Source organism: Streptomyces sp. NPDC042336, from assembly GCF_055581985.1.
Window position 1 is genome coordinate 360,945 of the sequence record NZ_JBVJEA010000002.1, and the last position, 16,427, is coordinate 377,371.

The 16,427-nt window shown below is 71.8% G+C and carries 14 protein-coding genes; 8 read left to right on the forward strand and 6 right to left on the reverse strand.

Annotated features, from left to right (window positions below; all coding sequences use genetic code 11):
- Positions 1 to 78: 78 nt before the first annotated feature.
- Complete coding sequence (locus ACZ6IM_RS06675; RefSeq protein WP_469554588.1) at positions 79 to 501, reverse strand: secondary thiamine-phosphate synthase enzyme YjbQ; 423 nt, start codon at positions 499 to 501, stop codon at positions 79 to 81.
- 55 nt (positions 502 to 556) lie between these two features.
- On the opposite strand from ACZ6IM_RS06675, the gene ACZ6IM_RS06680 reads away from it, so the two are divergent.
- Positions 557 to 1,636 (forward strand): NAD(P)-binding domain-containing protein, encoded by a 1,080-nt coding sequence (locus tag ACZ6IM_RS06680; protein WP_052837065.1) that lies wholly within the window; start codon positions 557 to 559, stop codon positions 1,634 to 1,636.
- Positions 1,637 to 1,648: 12 nt separating this feature from the next.
- Here ACZ6IM_RS06680 and mltG read toward each other — a convergent pair whose 3' ends face one another.
- Complete coding sequence (mltG, locus tag ACZ6IM_RS06685) at positions 1,649 to 2,470, reverse strand: endolytic transglycosylase MltG (protein ID WP_469555250.1); 822 nt, start codon at positions 2,468 to 2,470, stop codon at positions 1,649 to 1,651.
- Between the two features lie 190 nt (positions 2,471 to 2,660).
- Positions 2,661 to 4,463, reverse strand: a complete 1,803-nt coding sequence (locus ACZ6IM_RS06690) for an ABC transporter ATP-binding protein (protein ID WP_052837063.1) — start codon at positions 4,461 to 4,463, stop codon at positions 2,661 to 2,663.
- A 148-nt stretch (positions 4,464 to 4,611) separates the two neighbouring features.
- On the opposite strand from ACZ6IM_RS06690, the gene ACZ6IM_RS06695 reads away from it, so the two are divergent.
- The gene (locus ACZ6IM_RS06695) at positions 4,612 to 5,085 is read left to right on the forward strand and encodes a MarR family winged helix-turn-helix transcriptional regulator (RefSeq protein WP_052837062.1); all 474 of its coding nucleotides are present in this window, start codon (positions 4,612 to 4,614) and stop codon (positions 5,083 to 5,085) included.
- 77 nt (positions 5,086 to 5,162) lie between these two features.
- On the opposite strand, the gene ACZ6IM_RS06700 is transcribed toward ACZ6IM_RS06695, so the two are convergent.
- Positions 5,163 to 5,921, reverse strand: a complete 759-nt coding sequence (locus ACZ6IM_RS06700; protein WP_469554590.1) for a hypothetical protein — start codon at positions 5,919 to 5,921, stop codon at positions 5,163 to 5,165.
- A 230-nt stretch (positions 5,922 to 6,151) separates the two neighbouring features.
- Between ACZ6IM_RS06700 and ACZ6IM_RS06705 the strand changes: the two genes are divergently transcribed.
- From ACZ6IM_RS06705 to ACZ6IM_RS06720, 4 genes are all read left to right on the forward strand, one after another.
- Positions 6,152 to 8,029, forward strand: coding sequence for an ABC transporter transmembrane domain-containing protein (locus ACZ6IM_RS06705; RefSeq protein ID WP_469554592.1), 1,878 nt, complete (start codon positions 6,152 to 6,154; stop codon positions 8,027 to 8,029).
- On the forward strand, positions 8,026 to 9,807 hold the full coding sequence (locus ACZ6IM_RS06710) for an ABC transporter ATP-binding protein (RefSeq protein WP_469554594.1): 1,782 nt from the start codon (positions 8,026 to 8,028) through the stop codon (positions 9,805 to 9,807). The genes ACZ6IM_RS06705 and ACZ6IM_RS06710 overlap by 4 nt, the downstream gene beginning before the upstream one ends.
- Before the next feature lie 480 nt (positions 9,808 to 10,287).
- On the forward strand, positions 10,288 to 10,758 hold the full coding sequence (locus tag ACZ6IM_RS06715) for a DUF5709 domain-containing protein (RefSeq protein ID WP_469554595.1): 471 nt from the start codon (positions 10,288 to 10,290) through the stop codon (positions 10,756 to 10,758).
- A gap of 63 nt (positions 10,759 to 10,821) precedes the next feature.
- Positions 10,822 to 11,094 carry a type B 50S ribosomal protein L31 gene (locus ACZ6IM_RS06720; RefSeq protein WP_052837056.1) on the forward strand — a complete coding sequence of 91 codons (273 nt, stop codon included), beginning with the start codon at positions 10,822 to 10,824 and terminating at the stop codon, positions 11,092 to 11,094.
- Positions 11,095 to 11,114: 20 nt separating this feature from the next.
- Here ACZ6IM_RS06720 and ACZ6IM_RS06725 read toward each other — a convergent pair whose 3' ends face one another.
- A complete protein-coding gene (locus tag ACZ6IM_RS06725; protein ID WP_052837055.1) occupies positions 11,115 to 11,909 on the reverse strand; it encodes a metal-dependent hydrolase in 795 nt (264 codons plus the stop codon).
- A gap of 145 nt (positions 11,910 to 12,054) precedes the next feature.
- Between ACZ6IM_RS06725 and ACZ6IM_RS06730 the strand changes: the two genes are divergently transcribed.
- Both ACZ6IM_RS06730 and ACZ6IM_RS06735 read left to right on the forward strand, forming a co-directional pair.
- Entirely contained in the window at positions 12,055 to 14,568 is a 2,514-nt protein-coding gene (locus tag ACZ6IM_RS06730; RefSeq protein ID WP_052837054.1) for a DEAD/DEAH box helicase, read from the forward strand.
- Positions 14,569 to 14,587: 19 nt separating this feature from the next.
- On the forward strand, positions 14,588 to 15,454 hold the full coding sequence (locus tag ACZ6IM_RS06735) for an acyl-CoA thioesterase (protein ID WP_052837053.1): 867 nt from the start codon (positions 14,588 to 14,590) through the stop codon (positions 15,452 to 15,454).
- Position 15,455: 1 nt separating this feature from the next.
- Here ACZ6IM_RS06735 and ACZ6IM_RS06740 read toward each other — a convergent pair whose 3' ends face one another.
- Complete coding sequence (locus tag ACZ6IM_RS06740) at positions 15,456 to 16,427, reverse strand: DUF6397 family protein (protein WP_052837052.1); 972 nt, start codon at positions 16,425 to 16,427, stop codon at positions 15,456 to 15,458.

Consider the following 16,427-nt stretch of genomic DNA (forward strand, 5'->3'; position numbering starts at 1 on the left):
GCTCCAGTACGTTCTCGTGCCACTCGTATCCGGCCGGGCCCGTACGGTGTCCGGTGTGCACGTCGTCCCGTGGCGGCCTCACCCGAGGAACGACAACCGCACCTGACGATCGGGGTTGTCCCGATTGGTGTCCACCAGGCACACCGACTGCCAGGTTCCGAGCTCCAGGCGGCCGCCGATCACCGGCAGCGTGGCGTGCGGGGTTACGAAGGCGGGCAGGACGTGGTCGCGGCCGTGCCCGGGGCTGCCGTGGCGGTGCTGCCAGCGGTCGTCGGCGGGGAGCAGGGTGTGCAGGGCCGACAGCAGGTCGTCGTCGCTGCCGGCGCCGGTCTCGATGATCGCGATCCCGGCGGTGGCGTGCGGGACGAAGACGTTGAGGAGGCCGTCGCGACCGGACGCCGCCTCGCGCAGGAAGGACTCGCAGTCACCGGTGATGTCGGCGACCCGCTCCGCCGAGCCGGTGGCGAGGTTGAGGACTCGGGTGGTGAAGGCATCTGGCATGACCCCATCCTGACACCGGGGGAAGATCGGGGCCTGCCACGCCGTTGGTAGAACCGTGAACAACACACGCGAGGTCGAGGTCGTCGTCATCGGGGCCGGTCAGGCCGGGCTCGCCGCCGCCTATCACCTGCGGCGCACGGGCTTCGAGCCCGAGCGCGACTTCGTGGTGCTCGACCACTCCCCGGGGCCCGGCGGGGCCTGGCAGTTCCGCTGGCCGTCCCTGACGTACGGCAAGGTGCACGGCATGCACGCCCTGCCGGGGATGGAACTGACCGGCGCGGATCCGGCCCGGCCGTCCGCCGAGGTGGTGAGCGGGTACTTCGCCGAATACGAGCGGACCTTCGACCTGCGGGTGCTGCGGCCGGTCGATGTGCGCGCCGTGCGCGAGGGGGCGGACGGACGGCTGCTCGTCGAGACGTCGGCCGGGTCCTGGTCGACGCGCGCGCTGATCAACGCGACCGGTACCTGGGACCGGCCCTTCTGGCCGCGCTATCGGGGACAGGAGACCTTCCGGGGGCGGCAGTTGCACACCGCGCAGTACGCCGGGCCACAGGAGTTCGCGGGCCGGCGCGTGGTCGTGGTCGGCGGCGGTGCCTCGGGCACGCAGCACCTGCTGGAGATCGCCCCGTACGCGGCGGCCACCACGTGGGTGACCAGGAGGCCCCCCGTCTTCCGCGAGGGGCCCTTCGACGAGGACGCGGGCCGGGCGGCGGTGGCGCTCGTGGAGGAACGGGTGCGGCAGGGGCTGCCGCCGAAGAGTGTCGTGTCGGTGACCGGGCTGCCGCTGAACGAGGCGGTGCGGGCCGGACTGGAGTCCGGGGTGCTGGACCGGCAGCCCATGTTCGACCGGATCACCCCGGAGGGGGTGGAGTGGAGCGACGGGCGGCGGGTGGCCGCGGACGTCATCCTGTGGGCGACCGGGTTCCGGGCCGCCGTCGACCATCTGAGGCCGCTACGGCTGCGGGAGGCGGGCGGCGGCATCCGGGTCGAGGGCACGCGCGCGGTCGCCGACCCGCGTATCCACCTCGTCGGCTACGGGCCCTCCGCCAGCACCATCGGCGCCAACCGGGCGGGACGCGCGGCCGTGCGGGACATCAGACGGCTGCTGGCCGAGGGGGAGCCGGTCGCCGCGTGACGCCCCGACCGGTCACTTGGCGGCCTCGGCCCCGGCCTGCTTCGAGGCGCTCTGCTGCAGTCGGTCGAACTCGTCCACGTTGCGCTGGTGTTCGGCGTAGTCGGCGGTGAAGCGCGTGTCGCCCGGCTTGACCGTGACGAAGTAGAGCCAGTCACCGGGGGTCGGGTTGATCGCGGCACTCATCGCCTCGTCGCCCGGATTGGCGATGGGGGTGGGCGGCAGCCCCATGCGCTGGTACGAGTTGTACGGACTGTCGATCTTCGTGTCCTTGTCGGTGGTCTTCAGGGTGGAACGGTCCAGGGCGTAGTTGATGGTGGAGTCCATCTGCAGCGGCATCCCGCGTTCCAGCCGGTTGAAGATCACCCGGGCCACCTTGCCCATGTCCTCCTTGGCGGCGGCCTCCGCCTGCACGATGCTGGCGATGGTGACCGCCTGGTAGACGTTCAGCGCGTTGCGCTGGGCGCCCGCGGCGACCGGCGCGCCGGTGAACTTCTTGTTCGCCGTGTCGACCATGGCGGCAAGCAGCTTCTCCGGGGTGGGGTTCTCGCCCAGCGGATAGGTCGCGGGGAAGAGATAGCCCTCGGGGTTGCCCTCGGCGTCGTTCGGGAGCTTGAGGCCGGCCTTGGCGAGGGACTTCTTGGTGGTGCCCGCGGGCAGGGCGAGCACCTTGTCGACGGCGCCGTAGATCTGGGTCGCCCGCCAGCCCTCCGGGATCACCAGGGAGGTGGGACGGGACTCGCCCTCCTCGTCCGCCGTCAGCAACGGCACCGCCACGGCGGTACCGGCTACGACGGCGCCGACCGCGATCAGGGCGATACGGCCCCGGCGCGTCAGCCGGACCGCTCTCCTGGGGCTTCTGGGGCTTCTGGGGCTTCTGGGACCTCCGAGGCCTGTGGGGCTTCCGAGGCTCCCTCTGGGACCTCTGGCGCTCCGCGCGCTTCTCACGCTTCTCGCGCTCCGTGGCGGTGTGTTCATCTGCATGCGGGCACGGTAACCCCCATATAGCGACAAACCCGGCATATCGTCATCTTGTCGGCTCCAGTCGGGCGTCCCTGCGGACCAGCGCGGCATACCTCCCGTCCTGCGCCAGCAACGCCTCGTGCGTGCCCTGTTCGGCCAGGCGTCCGGAGTCGAGGACCACGATGCGGTCGGCGCCCTGGACGGTGGAGAGGCGGTGCGCGATGGTGATCGTGGTGCGGTTGGCGGACAGAGCGTCGATGGCGCCCTGCACGGCGGCCTCGGTACGGGTGTCCAGGGCGCTGGTCGCCTCGTCCAGGACGAGGACGGGCGGGTCGCGCAGGATGGTGCGGGCGATGGCCAGGCGCTGCTTCTCACCGCCGGAGAAGCGGTGGCCGCGCTCGCCGACCACGGTGTCGTAGCCGTCTGGCAGGGCGGCGATGTGGTCGTGGATCTGGGCCGCCCTGGCCGCCGCCTCCAGCTCCGCGTCCGTGGCGTCCGGCTTGGCGAAGCGCAGGTTCTCGGCGACGGAGGCGTGGAAGAGGTACGTCTCCTGCGAGACGACGCCGACCGCGCGGGCGAGGGTGTCGAAATCGAGATCGCGCACGTCGACCCCGTCGAGGGTGACCCGGCCACCCGTCACGTCGTACAGCCGCGGCACCAGGTGGCCGAGCGTGGACTTGCCGGCGCCGGTGGGACCGACGACGGCGAGACTGCTGCCGGCGGGGACGGCGATGTCGATGCCGTCGAGCACCGGGCCGCCCTTGCCGCCGTAGCCGAACTCGACGTTCTCGAAGCGGATCTCACCCTTGATGTGGTCGAGGTGGACGGGGTCCTCCCGCTCGGTGATGTCGATCGGCAGGTCGAGGTACTCGAAGATGCGCTGGAACAGCGCGAGCGAGGTCTGGATCTGCACACCGGTCGACAACAGGCTCACGGTCGGGCGGAACAGCCCCTGCTGGAGCGAGACGAAAGCGACGATCGTGCCGAGAGAGACGTCGGGGCCGCCGAGCTGCAGGGCGATGCCGGCGGTCCAGTAGATGACGGCCGGCATGGCGGCCATGACGATCGTGATGACGGCCATCCGCCAGCGGCCCGCCATGTTCGACCGCACTTCCAGGTCGACCAGGCTCTCGGACTCGTCCGCGAAGGCGCGGGTGAGCGAGTCGGACCGGCCCATGGTGCGGCCGAGCAGGATGCCGCTGACAGAGAGCGACTCGGTGACCGTGGCGGCCATCGCGGCCATCTGCTTCTGGCGCCGGGTGGTGATCTTCCGGCGTTCCCTGCCGACGCGGCGGCTGATCCACACGAACACGGGGAGGAGCAGCAGCGAGACGACGGTGAGGCGCCAGTCGAGGACGACCATGGCCACGATGGTGGCGACCACGCTGGTGAGGTTGGACACCAGCGAGGTCGCCGTCGAGGTGACGGTGGCCTGCATGCCGCCGATGTCGTTGGCGATGCGGGACTGGACCTCGCCGGTGCGGGTGCGGGTGAAGAAGGCGAGGGACATCTGCTGGAGCCGGCCGTAGACGGCGGTGCGCAGGTCGTGCATGACCCGCTGGCCCACGGTCGTGGAGATCAGGGTCTGCAGCACGCCGAAGACGCTGGTGAGGACGGCGCCGAAGATCATGCCGAGGGCGAGCAGGCTCAGCAGGCCCGTGCGCCCCTCGGGGATCGCGACGTCGAGGATCTCCTTGAGCAGGAAGGGCGTGGCGACCGACACCAGGGACGCGGCGCCGACCAGCAGGCCGACGACCGCGAGGCGGCCGCGGTAGGGGCGGAACAGCTTGAGGATGCGGCGCACCTGCCGGGGCTGTTCCTCGGCGTCGGCGGGTGCGGTCCAGGCGGATTCGCGATCGGGGTGCATGGGCTCCTTCGGAGGCGGACGAGGGGAGGCCCGCGAAGCCTTCGGAGCGCAGACCTCCAGGGCCTGCGGCAGGCATTCTCGGACCTCACGGATCATAGGTCATTGTTACCTATGCTCACAATGAACATCATCCTGATATTGTTCCCCCATGACCGCCCCCGATCCCGACGGCCTGCTCGCCGAGCAGCTGCTGCGACTCACCCGCCGGGTGCACCGCATCCAGAAGCGCCATCTCGAGCACCGCGACCTCGGCATCACCCCGGCCCAGTCCCGGCTGCTGCGCACGCTGGCACACTACGGCTCGCCCCCGCGCATGGCGGACCTCGCCGAGCGCCTGGAGGTCGTGCCCCGGGCGGTGACGACCCTGGTCGACGGGCTCGAAGCGGCCGGGAAAGTGCGCCGCGCCCCGGATCCCGCCAACCGCCGGGTCATCCGGATCGAGCTGACCGACGACGGACGCGCCGCCCTCGGGGAACTGCACGGTGCGCGCCGGTCCGCCGCCGAGGAGATCCTGGCCCCGCTGACGGACGAGCAGCGCGCGGTACTGGGCGGACTGCTGGACACCCTGATCGACGGGCACGAGCCCGGGTCCGGCACGGGCGAGGGCTGCCGGACGGCGTGATCCGGGCGATCTAAGCAATCCCGGCGATCGGTGGGGACGGACGATCTTGGCGGTGCCGCGTGCCGGAAGGTGCGCGCTCAGGCCTTCAGGTGCGCCCTGTCCCCCATGACCACCACGGGGTGCCGGTCCGGGTCCAAGGTGCGCAGCAGGTACTCCATCGCCGGCTTGGGCAGGCTGACGCAGGCCGACGTGCCGCTGCCGTGGTCCATGTGCAGCCAGATCGAACCGCCCTTCGAGGCGCCCTCGGGGCGGGTCGGGTCGTTCGGCGGGGTGCCCTTGACGCGGTTGTAGTCGATGGCGATGACGTAGTCGAAGTCGTGCCAGTACGGCTTCGCCCACCACCGCGGTGCCGCGAAGCTCGCGGATCTGCTGTACGGCAGCCCCGTGCCGGGGGCCGGATCCGGGTCCGGGAGCACGCCGCCCGCGTCGCTGAGTGTGAACACCCCGACGGGGCTGCGCTTGTCGTTCTCGTGGTGGTCGGTCGTCCACCCCTTCGTGCCGTTGTGCGCCGCCCAACTCCTGGCGCGGTGCCAGGCGGAGCCCTGCTTCGTGTAGAGCACGACCGTGGAGTCGGCGGAATCCTTTCCGTCCCCGTACACCGCGACGACCTGGCGCGAGTCGCTGGGGATCCGCTCCTGGAGCCGGTCGCCGACGCCGGGGATCCTGGTCGGGTCGGACGCCGCACTGCTCCGGCCGCTCCCGCCGGGGGGTCCGCTCGCCCGGGAGTCCGCGCCGTCCTGAGACGGGCCGCCGCAGGCGGACAGCGCCGTCACCGCCAGCAGGGATCCAAGGGCCGCCACCGCGACCGCCGTACGCCGTCCACCACCACGTGCCATTCGTCCATCGTCGCACTCCCGGCGGGCAGGTCGTCACGACGGTTGCGGACGGGGGCGGGTGGACCACTGCCGACGCCGGCGGACGGCACGCGGCGGCGCGCAGCCGGATTCGTGCCCCATCGCGGAAAACCGCTTGATTTTGGGCATGCGGCGACGCGAACCTTTCACGGTTTGCAGCCTCTTGATGCCGTATGGCCACGGCACCCCCTGACACGAGCCACTGGGACGTCATGCAAATCCAAGACCTTCCGTATCCCGACCCGGGTGTGCCGGACGCACGCTCGGGCCCCCGATTCCTGTGGTGGCTGTTCCGCAACCAGCTCGGTGGCCAACTCAAGTCACTGGCCTGGGGCCTGCTGCACTTCGCCTCCGTCTCCGCCCTGCCCTTCTGTGTCGGTCTCGCCATCCAGGCGGTCGTCGACCGCTCCGGCAGCCGGCTCGCCCTCGCGGGCGGCGTCATGGTCCTGTGCTGCGTCGGCAACGCACTCGGCGACACCTTCCTGCACCGCACCGCCGTCACCAACTGGATCACCGCCGCGGCCCGCGTCCAGCAACTCCTGGCCCGCAAGACGGCGCTGCTGGGCTCGGCGCTGACCCGACGCGTGGCGGCCGGTGAGGTCGTGGCCGTGTCCACCGGCGACGTCGAGAAGATCGGCTGGTTCGTGGAGGCCCTCTCCCGCTTCACCGCCGCCGCGCTCACCATCGTGCTGGTCTGCGTGGCGCTGGTCGTCTACGAGCCGGCGCTCGGCGTCGTCGTGATCGTGGGCCTGCCGGTGCTGGCCCTCGCGGTGCTGCCCCTGCTGCCCCGGGCCACCCGGCGGGCCGACGTCCAGCGCGACAAGGCGGGCCGCGCCACCGAACTCGCCTCGGACACCGTCGCCGGACTGCGCGTGCTGCGCGGCATCGGCGGCGAGGAACTCTTCCTCGACCGCTACCGCAGCGCCTCCCAGGAGGTGCGCCACGCGGCCGTGCGCAGTGCCCGCATGTGGTCCCTGATCTCCGCGATCCAGGTGCTGTTGCCGGGACTGCTGCTGATCGCGGTGGTCTGGCACGGCGTGCACCTGGCCCGCGAGGGCCGCATCGGCGTCGGCGAACTCGTCACCGTCTACAGCTCGGTCATGATCCTCACCTATCCGTTGCGGCACTTCGAGGAGATCGCCATGGCGTACTCCTTCTCCCGGCCCTCGGCCAAGCGGGCCGCACGGGTGCTGTCCTTGGAACGCGCCACGGACACCGGGGGTTCGCGTGCCGCCGAGACCCCCACGGGGGACCTGTACGACCCGGCCACCGGTCTGCTGGCCCCGGCGGGCCGGCTCACCGCCGTGGTGTGCGGTGACCCGGACGCGGCCGGGCGGCTGGCGGAACGGCTCGGCGGGCATCCTTCGGAGCAGGGCGCGTCGGCCCAGCTGGGCGGGGTGCCACTGGACGAGCTGCCCCTGAAGTCCGCGCGCACCGCGGTCCTGGTGCAGGACAAGGACCCGGTGCTGCTCTCCGGAACGCTCCGCGAGCTGCTGGACGTGCCCGCGTCCGGTGCGGTCGCCGCCGAGGACGCGCTGGCCGCCGCCCAGTGCGGTGACGTGCTGGCGGCGCTCGCGCAGGGCTCGCTCGGCGCCGACGACCCGATGGACGCCCGCATCACCGAGCGGGGCCGTTCGCTCTCGGGTGGCCAGCGCCAGCGGCTGGCACTGGCCCGGTCACTGATCACGGACCCGGAGGCGCTGGTCCTGGACGAGCCCACCTCGGCCGTCGACTCGCACACCGAGGCGCGGATCGCGGAGGGCGTGCGGGCGCTGCGCGCGGGGCGCACCACCGTGGTGTTCACCTCGTCGCCGCTGTTGCTGGACCGCGCGGACCGGATCGTGTTCCTGCACGACGGCGAGGTCGCCGCGGTCGGCGCCCACCGGGAACTGCTGCACACCGAGCCCCGGTACCGGGCGGTGGTGACCCGCGAGACCGACGAGGAGGCCGCGGCGCACCCCGACGCCGTACCGGCCGGCAGGAAGCCGGCGCGGTCGCCGGCCGACGACGGCCTCACCGACGTCCGCGACGGCGCCCTGAGCGACGACGACGTACTGCACCGACTGGAAGAGATCGAGGAGACGGCATGATCGGCGTCGCGCCACCGTCCTACGACCCGGCGGCACCCACGACCGCGAGCACCCTGCCCGTCGGCGCCCGCCCGACCGTGCGCGCGTACGTGGGAGAACTGCTGCGCCGGCATCGTCGTGCGTTCCTCTTCCTCGTCACCGTCAACACCGTCGCCGTGATCGCCTCCATGGCGGGCCCCTACCTGCTGGGCGGGCTCGTGGAGCGGGTCTCGGACGACGCGCAGGAGCTGCGTCTCGGCCTCACGGCCACGCTCTTCGTGCTCGCCCTCGTGGTGCAGGCCGTGTTCGTGCGCGAGGTACGGCTGCGGGGGGCCATGCTCGGCGAGCGGATGCTGGCCGATCTGCGCGAGGACTTCCTCGTGCGTTCGGTCGGGCTGCCGCCCGGCGTGCTGGAACGGGCCGGCACGGGCGACCTGCTGTCCCGGATCACCACGGACATCGACCGGCTCGCCAACGCCATGCGCGAGGCCGTGCCCCAGCTCGCGATCGGCGTCGTGTGGGTGGTGCTGCTGCTCGGTGGCCTGGTGGTCACGGCGCCGCCGCTGGCGCCCGCGGTGCTGATCGCGGTGCCGCTGCTGGTGATCGGCTGCCGCTGGTACTTCCGCAGGGCGCCCTCCGCCTACCGTTCGGAGGCCGCCGGGTACGCCGCGGTGGCCGCCGCGCTCGCCGAGACGGTGGACGCCGGGCGCACCGTCGAGTCCCACCGTCTGGACGCCCGTCGCATCGAGCTGTCGGAGCGCCGGATCAGGGAGTGGACGGCCTGGGAGCGTTACACCCTCTGGCTGCGGTCGGTGCTCTTCCCCGTCATCAACGTCACCCATGTGACCGTACTCGCCTCCGTCCTGCTCATCGGCGGTGTCTTCGTCCTCCAGGGCTGGATCGGGGTCGGCCAGCTGACCACGGCCGCCCTGATCGCGCAGATGCTCGTCGACCCGGTCGGCATCATCCTGCGCTGGTACGACGAGCTGCAGGTGGCCCAGGTCTCCCTGGCCCGGCTGGTGGGCGTGCGGGACATCGAGCCGGACGCCGGTGACGGCACGCTGGCCCCCGACGGACGCCACGTGCACGCCGACCGGGTGCACTTCGGCTACCTCGAGGGGGTGGACGTGCTGCGCAAGGTGTCGCTGGAGGTCGCCCCCGGTACCCGGCTGGCCCTGGTCGGTCCCTCGGGCGCCGGCAAATCGACGCTGGGCAGGCTGCTCGCGGGCATCTACGGGCCCCGCGAGGGCCGGATCACCCTGGGCGGCGCGGAGCTGTCCCGGATGTCCGCTGAGCGGGTCCGCTCGCACGTCGCCCTCGTCAACCAGGAGCACCACGTCTTCGTGGGCTCCCTGCGCGACAACCTCCGGCTCGCCAGGACCGGCGCGACCGACGCCGAGCTGTGGGCGGCGCTGGGGGCGGTCGACGCGGACGACTGGTCGCGCGGACTCGACGAAGGGCTGGACACCGAGGTCGGCTCGGGCGGCTTCACGCTCACCCCGGCGCAGGCCCAGCAGATCGCGCTGGCCCGCCTGGTGCTCGCCGACCCGCACACCCTGGTGCTGGACGAGGCGACGTCCCTGCTCGACCCACGGGCCGCACGCCATCTCGAACGGTCCCTGGCCCGGGTCCTGGACGGACGCACGGTGATCGCGATCGCCCATCGTCTGCACACCGCCCACGACGCGGACGTCATCGCCGTGGTCGAGAACGGGCGGATCAGTGAGCTGGGCAGCCACGAGGAACTCGTCGCGGCGGACGGCGCCTACGCGGCGCTGTGGCGGTCCTGGCACGGGTAGCCACGTGGCGCCCCTTCGGGGCGGGCGGGTTCCGGACGAGGTGGCCGGGGCGGGCTCGGCCGACGCGGGGCGGGGCCGGCCGGGGCCGGACCCGGCCGTCGCCACCCTGCTCCGGCCAGGTCGAGTCCGGGACGGCGACGCGGGACGAGTCGCACGAGGCCGATGAGTCGAACGAGTCGGACGGCGCTTCGGCGGGAGGCCACGTGGAGGGCCGGGGCCGGACGCGCCTCCGGTGCCGGGGCGGTCGGCGTGGGTCGGCCGGGCCGGTGGAGCCGGTGGGGCAGGCCTGACGCGTCCCCCGGCGGGGTCCGTGGCGTTGCGCGGTCCCGAAAGGGAGTGGAAGGCTGGAGGAAGGCACCGGCTCGAGCCAGGCCCGGGAACCGGGCGGTTCCGCGATGGGTGAGGCCTGTGCCCCGTGCAGCGGCGACCCGCCGCGGTCCACGGTGAGAAGGGGCCGGTCCCCACCCCCTGGAGGTGTCCGTGAACAGCGTCGACGGATGGGGAGATGACGTCTACCAGCCCGACGGATCCGAGCAGCGGGAGGACACCGGGCTGCTCGACGGTGAGGACACCCTCGAGGAGGACGGTGTCGACGACCCCCTCGACCGGGGCTGGTCGCCGCCCGAGCGCCCCTGGGCGGTGGAGCACACCGGTGTGACGGCCGCTGAGCGTCGCCGCGGCGAGACGCTGGACCAGCGGCTCGCCGAGGAGCGGCCGGACGAGCTCGCGCCCGACGGCGACGGGCTGGGCGACGCAGACGGCACCGACGGGGAACTGCTGGACAACGAAGTCGGCGCGGACCGCTCCGGCCGGCTGGTGGCACCCGACGAAGGGGCGCACGAGGACGAGGAGCCGGCGCTGGTCGCCATGGACGTGGGCATCGACGGCGCGGCCGCCTCCGCCGAGGAGGCAGCGATGCACGTGGTCGACGAGGACTCCCTGCCCGGCTGAGACCACTCGCGACGGCAGCCCCGTGCCGTCGCTCCAATGAACCGCGCGGTACGAGGAGCAGCCATGCAGCAGGACAAGCACCCCGACTACCGGCCCGTCGTCTTCCGGGACCGCAGTGCCGGGTACGCCTTCCTGACCCGGTCCACCGCGACCAGTGACGAGACCATCGCGTGGGACGACGGCGAGACGTACCCGGTGGTGGACGTGGAGATCTCCTCGGAGAGCCACCCCTTCTACACGGGCAAGGCGCGGACGGTGGACTCGGAGGGACGCGTCGCCCGCTTCGAGCGGCGTTACGGCGCGGGTGAGGGGCAGGACACCGGGGAAACCGGCTGAGCCGGCCGGGCTCGCGTCGCTCAGATGAAGTTGAGTGCCGCCGCGCCGCCCACTCCCCCGAGCAGCATGAACACCGGCATCAGCACCTTCAGCTCCACCCAGCTGCCCGCTCGGAACCGCATGGCCTTCGGCGGGCCGATCGGGTACCACCGCTTGCGGCCCACCGGTATCGGCCAGAGTATCGGGCAGCCCGAAACGGTCAGCGCGTCCCCGATGTCGTGCACCAGCGCGCCCAGCACGATCGGCAGCCCCAGCCACAGGTACTCCTGGCCCGGCGCCGTGAACAGCCAGTCCGCGCCACCGTCCGGCTTGTCGAGGATGCCGGCGAGTATCCACGCGCTGGTCCCGGCCAGCAGCCAGACCAGCACATCGCTGCTGGAGCCGCGGGTGGCCCGCCAGAGCAGGCCCTCGATGGCCAGCACCATGTGCACGAAGAGGATCGCCAGCACCGCCCAACGGCCACCCTTGATGGCCAGGACCGACGTGCCCGCGCCGATCAGGACCGCCCACAGCCAGGTGTGCGTCAGCGTGCGGTGTCCGCCGGAGCGGCGTGGGTCGGCCGGCTTCTTCGTGGCCTTGTAGACCGCGTAGGACAGCTTGTCGACGATCTCGCACAGCCCCCGTGAGACCGGTCCGAAGGCCCGGGAGATGGTGGCCGCCTTGTGGTCGAGGTCCGGCGCGAGCGCCGCTCCGGCGCAGATCAGGGCTCCGGCGAGCAGCACCGGCCAGGGCATGGGTTGCCCCGCGGCGGCGGTCGCCGCCCCGACGCCGAGCCACGCCGCGGCGCCCGACAGTGAGTGTGCTGGTCCCATCATCGCCGTTGCCCGCCCCATTCCTCGTGTGCCGCTGTGCAGTTGTCCAGGTCCGCGGTTGCCGCGCCGGCGACCCAGCGTAGCGTTCGTGATCTTCACGCGGACAGCCGATTCCCCCATCGCGGCCCGTGGCAGGCAAGATGGGGGCGTGACCCTCATCGATCAGCTGCCGCGGACCGCCGACCCCGATGCCTTGTACGAAGCCTTCGAGGCCTGGGCCCGGGAGCGCGGTCTCACGCTCTACTCCCATCAGGAGGAGGCGCTGATCGAGGTGGTCTCCGGCGCGAACGTGATCGTGTCGACGCCCACCGGCTCCGGCAAGAGCATGATCGCGGCGGGCGCCCACTTCGCCGCTCTGGCCCGGGACGAGGTCACCTTCTACACGGCTCCGATCAAGGCGCTGGTATCGGAGAAGTTCTTCGAGCTGTGCAAGATCTTCGGCACCGAGAACGTGGGCATGCTCACCGGCGACGCCTCCGTGAACTCCGACGCCCCCGTCATCTGCTGCACGGCCGAGGTCCTGGCGTCCATCGCGCTGCGTGACGGCAAGCACGCGGACATCGGTCAGGTCGTCATGGACGAGTTCCACTTCTACGCGGAGCCGGACCGCGGGTGGGCCTGGCAGATCCCTCTGCTGGAACTGCCGCAGGCCCAGTTCGTCCTGATGTCGGCGACCCTCGGTGACGTCTCGTTCTTCGAGAAGGACCTCGCGCGCCGTACCGGCCGTCCCACCGCGGTGGTCCGCTCGGCCACCCGTCCCGTGCCGCTCTCCTACGAGTTCCGTTACACCCCGCTCACCGAGACCCTCACCGATCTGCTGGCCGCCCGGCAGGCGCCCGTGTACATCGTGCACTTCACCCAGGCGCAGGCCGTGGAACGGGCACAGGCGCTGATGAGCATCAACATGTGCACGCGCGAGGAGAAGGAGCGGATCGCCGACCTCATCGGCAACTTCCGCTTCACCACGAAGTTCGGCCGCAATCTCTCCCGCTACGTGCGCCACGGCATCGGGGTCCACCACGCCGGCATGCTGCCCAAGTACCGGCGGCTGGTGGAGAAGCTCGCGCAGGCCGGCCTGCTGAAGGTGATCTGCGGAACGGACACGCTGGGCGTGGGCGTCAACGTCCCGATCCGGACCGTGCTGTTCACGGCGCTGACCAAGTACGACGGCACCCGGGTCCGCACGCTGAGGGCTCGGGAGTTCCACCAGATCGCGGGGCGTGCCGGGCGTGCCGGGTTCGACACGGAGGGGTTCGTGGTCGCCCAGGCGCCCGAGCACGTCGTCGAGAACGAGAAGGCGCTGGCCAAGGCCGGTGATGACCCGAAGAAGCGGCGGAAGGTCGTCCGGAAGAAGGCTCCCGAGGGGTTCGTCGCCTGGTCGGAGAGCACGTTCGACAAGCTCATCGGCTCGGAGCCGGAGCCGCTGACGTCCCGCTTCCGGGTCACCCACACCATGCTGCTGTCCGTGATCGCCCGCCCCGGCGACGCCTTCTCCGCGATGCGGCACCTGCTGGAGGACAACCACGAACCGCGCAGGCAGCAGCTCAGGCACATCCGGCGGGCCATCGCCATCTACCGTTCGCTGCTGGACGGCGGGATCGTGGAGAAGCTGGACCAGCCGGACGCGGAGGGGCGCATCGTGCGTCTCACGGTGGACCTCCAGCAGGACTTCGCGCTGAACCAGCCGCTGTCCACGTTCGCCCTGGCCGCCTTCGAACTGCTGGACCCGGAGTCGCCGTCGTACGCGCTGGACATGGTGTCGGTCGTGGAGTCCACCCTGGACGACCCGCGGCAGATCCTCGCCGCCCAGCAGAACAAGGCGCGCGGTGAGGCCGTGGCCGCGATGAAGGCGGACGGCGTCGAGTACGAGGAGCGCATGGAGCGCCTCCAGGACATCACGTACCCGAAGCCCTTGGAGGAGCTGCTCTTCCACGCCTACGACACGTACCGCAGGAGCCACCCCTGGGTCGGTGACCATCCGCTGTCGCCGAAGTCGGTCATCCGGGACATGTACGAACGGGCACTGACCTTCACGGAGCTGGTCTCCCACTACGAACTGGCCCGCACCGAGGGCATCGTGCTGCGCTACCTGGCGAGCGCCTACAAGGCCCTCGACCACACGGTGCCGGACGACCTGAAGTCCGAGGACCTCCAGGACCTGATCGAGTGGCTCGGCGAGATGGTGCGCCAGGTCGACTCCAGTCTCCTCGACGAGTGGGAGCAGCTCGCCAACCCGGAGGAGATGACCGCCGAGGAGGCTCAGGAGAAGGCCGACCAGGTACGGCCGGTCACCGCCAACGCGCGCGCCTTCCGGGTGCTGGTCCGCAACGCCATGTTCCGCCGTGTCGAGCTCGCCGCCCTCGACCAGGTCGGTGAGCTGGGCGAGATGGACGCAGACGCGGGCTGGGACGCCGACGCGTGGGGCGAGGCCATGGACAAGTACTGGGACGAGTACGACGAGCTCGGCACCGGCCCGGACGCCCGCGGTCCCAAGCTGCTGATCATCGAGGAAGAGCCGCAGAACGGGCTGTGGCGCGTGCGGCAGATCTTCGACGACCCGAACGACGACCACGACTGGGGCATCAGTGCGGAGGTCGACCTCACCGCCTCCGACGCGGAGGGCCGTGCGATCGTCCGTGTCACCGATGTCGGCCAGCTGTGAGCACAGGAGAAACCCACCCATGACGAATCCGGCCGAGAGCCTCGTCGACCTGCTCGACCTGGAGCAGATCGAGGTCAACATCTTCCGTGGCCGCAGCCCCGAGGAGTCGCTGCAGCGGGTCTTCGGCGGCCAGGTGGCCGGCCAGGCGCTGGTGGCCGCGGGCCGCACCACCGACGGCGACCGCCCGGTGCACTCGCTGCACGCGTACTTCCTGCGTCCCGGACGCCCTGGCGTGCCGATCGTGTACCAGGTCGAACGGGACCGGGACGGGCGGTCGTTCACCACCCGCCGCGTCACCGCCGTGCAGCAGGGACGCACGATCTTCACGCTCACCGCCTCCTTTCACAGACCTGAACAGGGGAGTTTCGAGCACCAGTTGCCGCCGGCCCGCAAGGTCCCCGATCCGGAGTCCCTGCCGACGGTCGCCGACGAGGTGCGGGAGCACCTGGGCGCGCTGCCGGAGCAGTTGGAGCGAATGGCGCGCCGTCAGCCCTTCGACATCCGCTATGTCGACCGGCTGCGCTGGAGCGCCGAGGAGGTCGAGGGAGCCGAGCCCCGCAGCGCCGTGTGGATGCGCGCGGTCGGGCCGCTCGGCGACGATCCGCTCGTGCACACCTGTGCCTTGACCTACGCCAGCGACATGACGCTCCTGGACGCCGTGCGCATCCCGGTGGAGCCGCTGTGGGGTCCGCGGGGCTTCGACATGGCGTCGCTGGACCATGCCATGTGGTTCCACCGGCCGTTCCGGGCCGACGAGTGGTTCCTGTACGACCAGGAGTCGCCGATCGCGACCGGCGGGCGCGGGCTGGCCCGTGGGCGGATCTATGACAGGGAGGGGCGCATGCTGGTGTCCGTGGTGCAGGAGGGTCTTTTCCGGGCCCTGTAGGTCAGGCGTCTCTGCGCCAGAGCCTGCCGAACAGGCCGCTCAACCGTCCGCGTTGCTCCGCCTCGGGCGGCACGGGGGTCTCCGCCTCGGGCCGCACCGGTGCCGCCGTCTCGCACGGCGCGGATTCCGGACCGGGCGGGGCCGGCACGGCGTGCGGGGCCGGGCGGGGGGCCGGACGATGTCGGCGGGCCGTGTCCAGCGCGGCTGCCAGGTCCGAGCGGAGCCAGTCGACCTCGTCCGGGTCGGCGGCCGTCGCGATCTCCTCGGCGAGCTGCGCGGCCGGGGAACCCGGAGAGCCGTGCGTGGCGGGCACGGGGCGGAACCGGCGCAGATGGGAGCGCTCGTAGGGATCCGTGACGACGTCCGAGATGTCGGTGGCGTCGAGCAGCGACGCCACCGCCGCGGCCCGGGCCCACGGTTCGTCCGCCTGACGGAGCAGGAATCCCAGGTGCCTTCCCCGCCAGTTGCGAGGACGCAGGTCGAGCCCTTCTCCCAGCTGGTCCCGCAGCCCTTCGGGTGTGCGGCCCTTCAGCAGCGCGGTGTTGCGCTCGTCGGCCCTGAACTGCCGCAGCTCCTCCGCCAGATACAGCCAGACGACAGCGCGGTACCGGTTGACGTAGAACGTCACGGGCACCAGCAGCCCCAGCCGCGCGAGACGGGTGAACCGGGCTGTGGTCACCTCCATGAGGGTCGCGCCCTGCGTGGTGCCGACGGTGCGGACACCGGCCCGGAGCACCTCGGGAAAGCCGTCCGCCGCCCGGATACGGTCGATCTCGTCGCGGGCGACGCGGCGCCCGCCTCCTCCGTCGTCGGGCACCGTGCGGATTCGGCCGAGCTGCACGGCGAGGTCGAACTCGCTTCGCCTGAGGCCCAGCTCCCGGGCCGCGCGCTGGCGGGTGACCGAGGCGTCCCGGGTGGTGCCGGTCCGCTCGCCGGCCGCGGCGGCCTGATACGTGATGGTGTTGCCCGACAT

Bases quoted from the DNA above. Each gene is read 5' to 3' on its own strand.
- ACZ6IM_RS06675 (WP_469554588.1), bottom strand. From the start codon at position 501: ATGCCAGATGCCTTCACCACCCGAGTCCTCAACCTCGCCACCGGCTCG.
- ACZ6IM_RS06690 (WP_052837063.1), bottom strand. From the start codon at position 4,463: ATGCACCCCGATCGCGAATCCGCCTGGACCGCACCCGCCGACGCCGAG.
- ACZ6IM_RS06695 (WP_052837062.1), top strand. From the start codon at position 4,612: ATGACCGCCCCCGATCCCGACGGCCTGCTCGCCGAGCAGCTGCTGCGA.
- ACZ6IM_RS06700 (WP_469554590.1), bottom strand. From the start codon at position 5,921: ATGGCACGTGGTGGTGGACGGCGTACGGCGGTCGCGGTGGCGGCCCTT.
- ACZ6IM_RS06705 (WP_469554592.1), top strand. From the start codon at position 6,152: ATGCAAATCCAAGACCTTCCGTATCCCGACCCGGGTGTGCCGGACGCA.
- ACZ6IM_RS06710 (WP_469554594.1), top strand. From the start codon at position 8,026: ATGATCGGCGTCGCGCCACCGTCCTACGACCCGGCGGCACCCACGACC.
- ACZ6IM_RS06720 (WP_052837056.1), top strand. From the start codon at position 10,822: ATGCAGCAGGACAAGCACCCCGACTACCGGCCCGTCGTCTTCCGGGAC.
- ACZ6IM_RS06725 (WP_052837055.1), bottom strand. From the start codon at position 11,909: ATGATGGGACCAGCACACTCACTGTCGGGCGCCGCGGCGTGGCTCGGC.
- ACZ6IM_RS06735 (WP_052837053.1), top strand. From the start codon at position 14,588: ATGACGAATCCGGCCGAGAGCCTCGTCGACCTGCTCGACCTGGAGCAG.
- ACZ6IM_RS06740 (WP_052837052.1), bottom strand. From the start codon at position 16,427: ATGTCGGGCAACACCATCACGTATCAGGCCGCCGCGGCCGGCGAGCGG.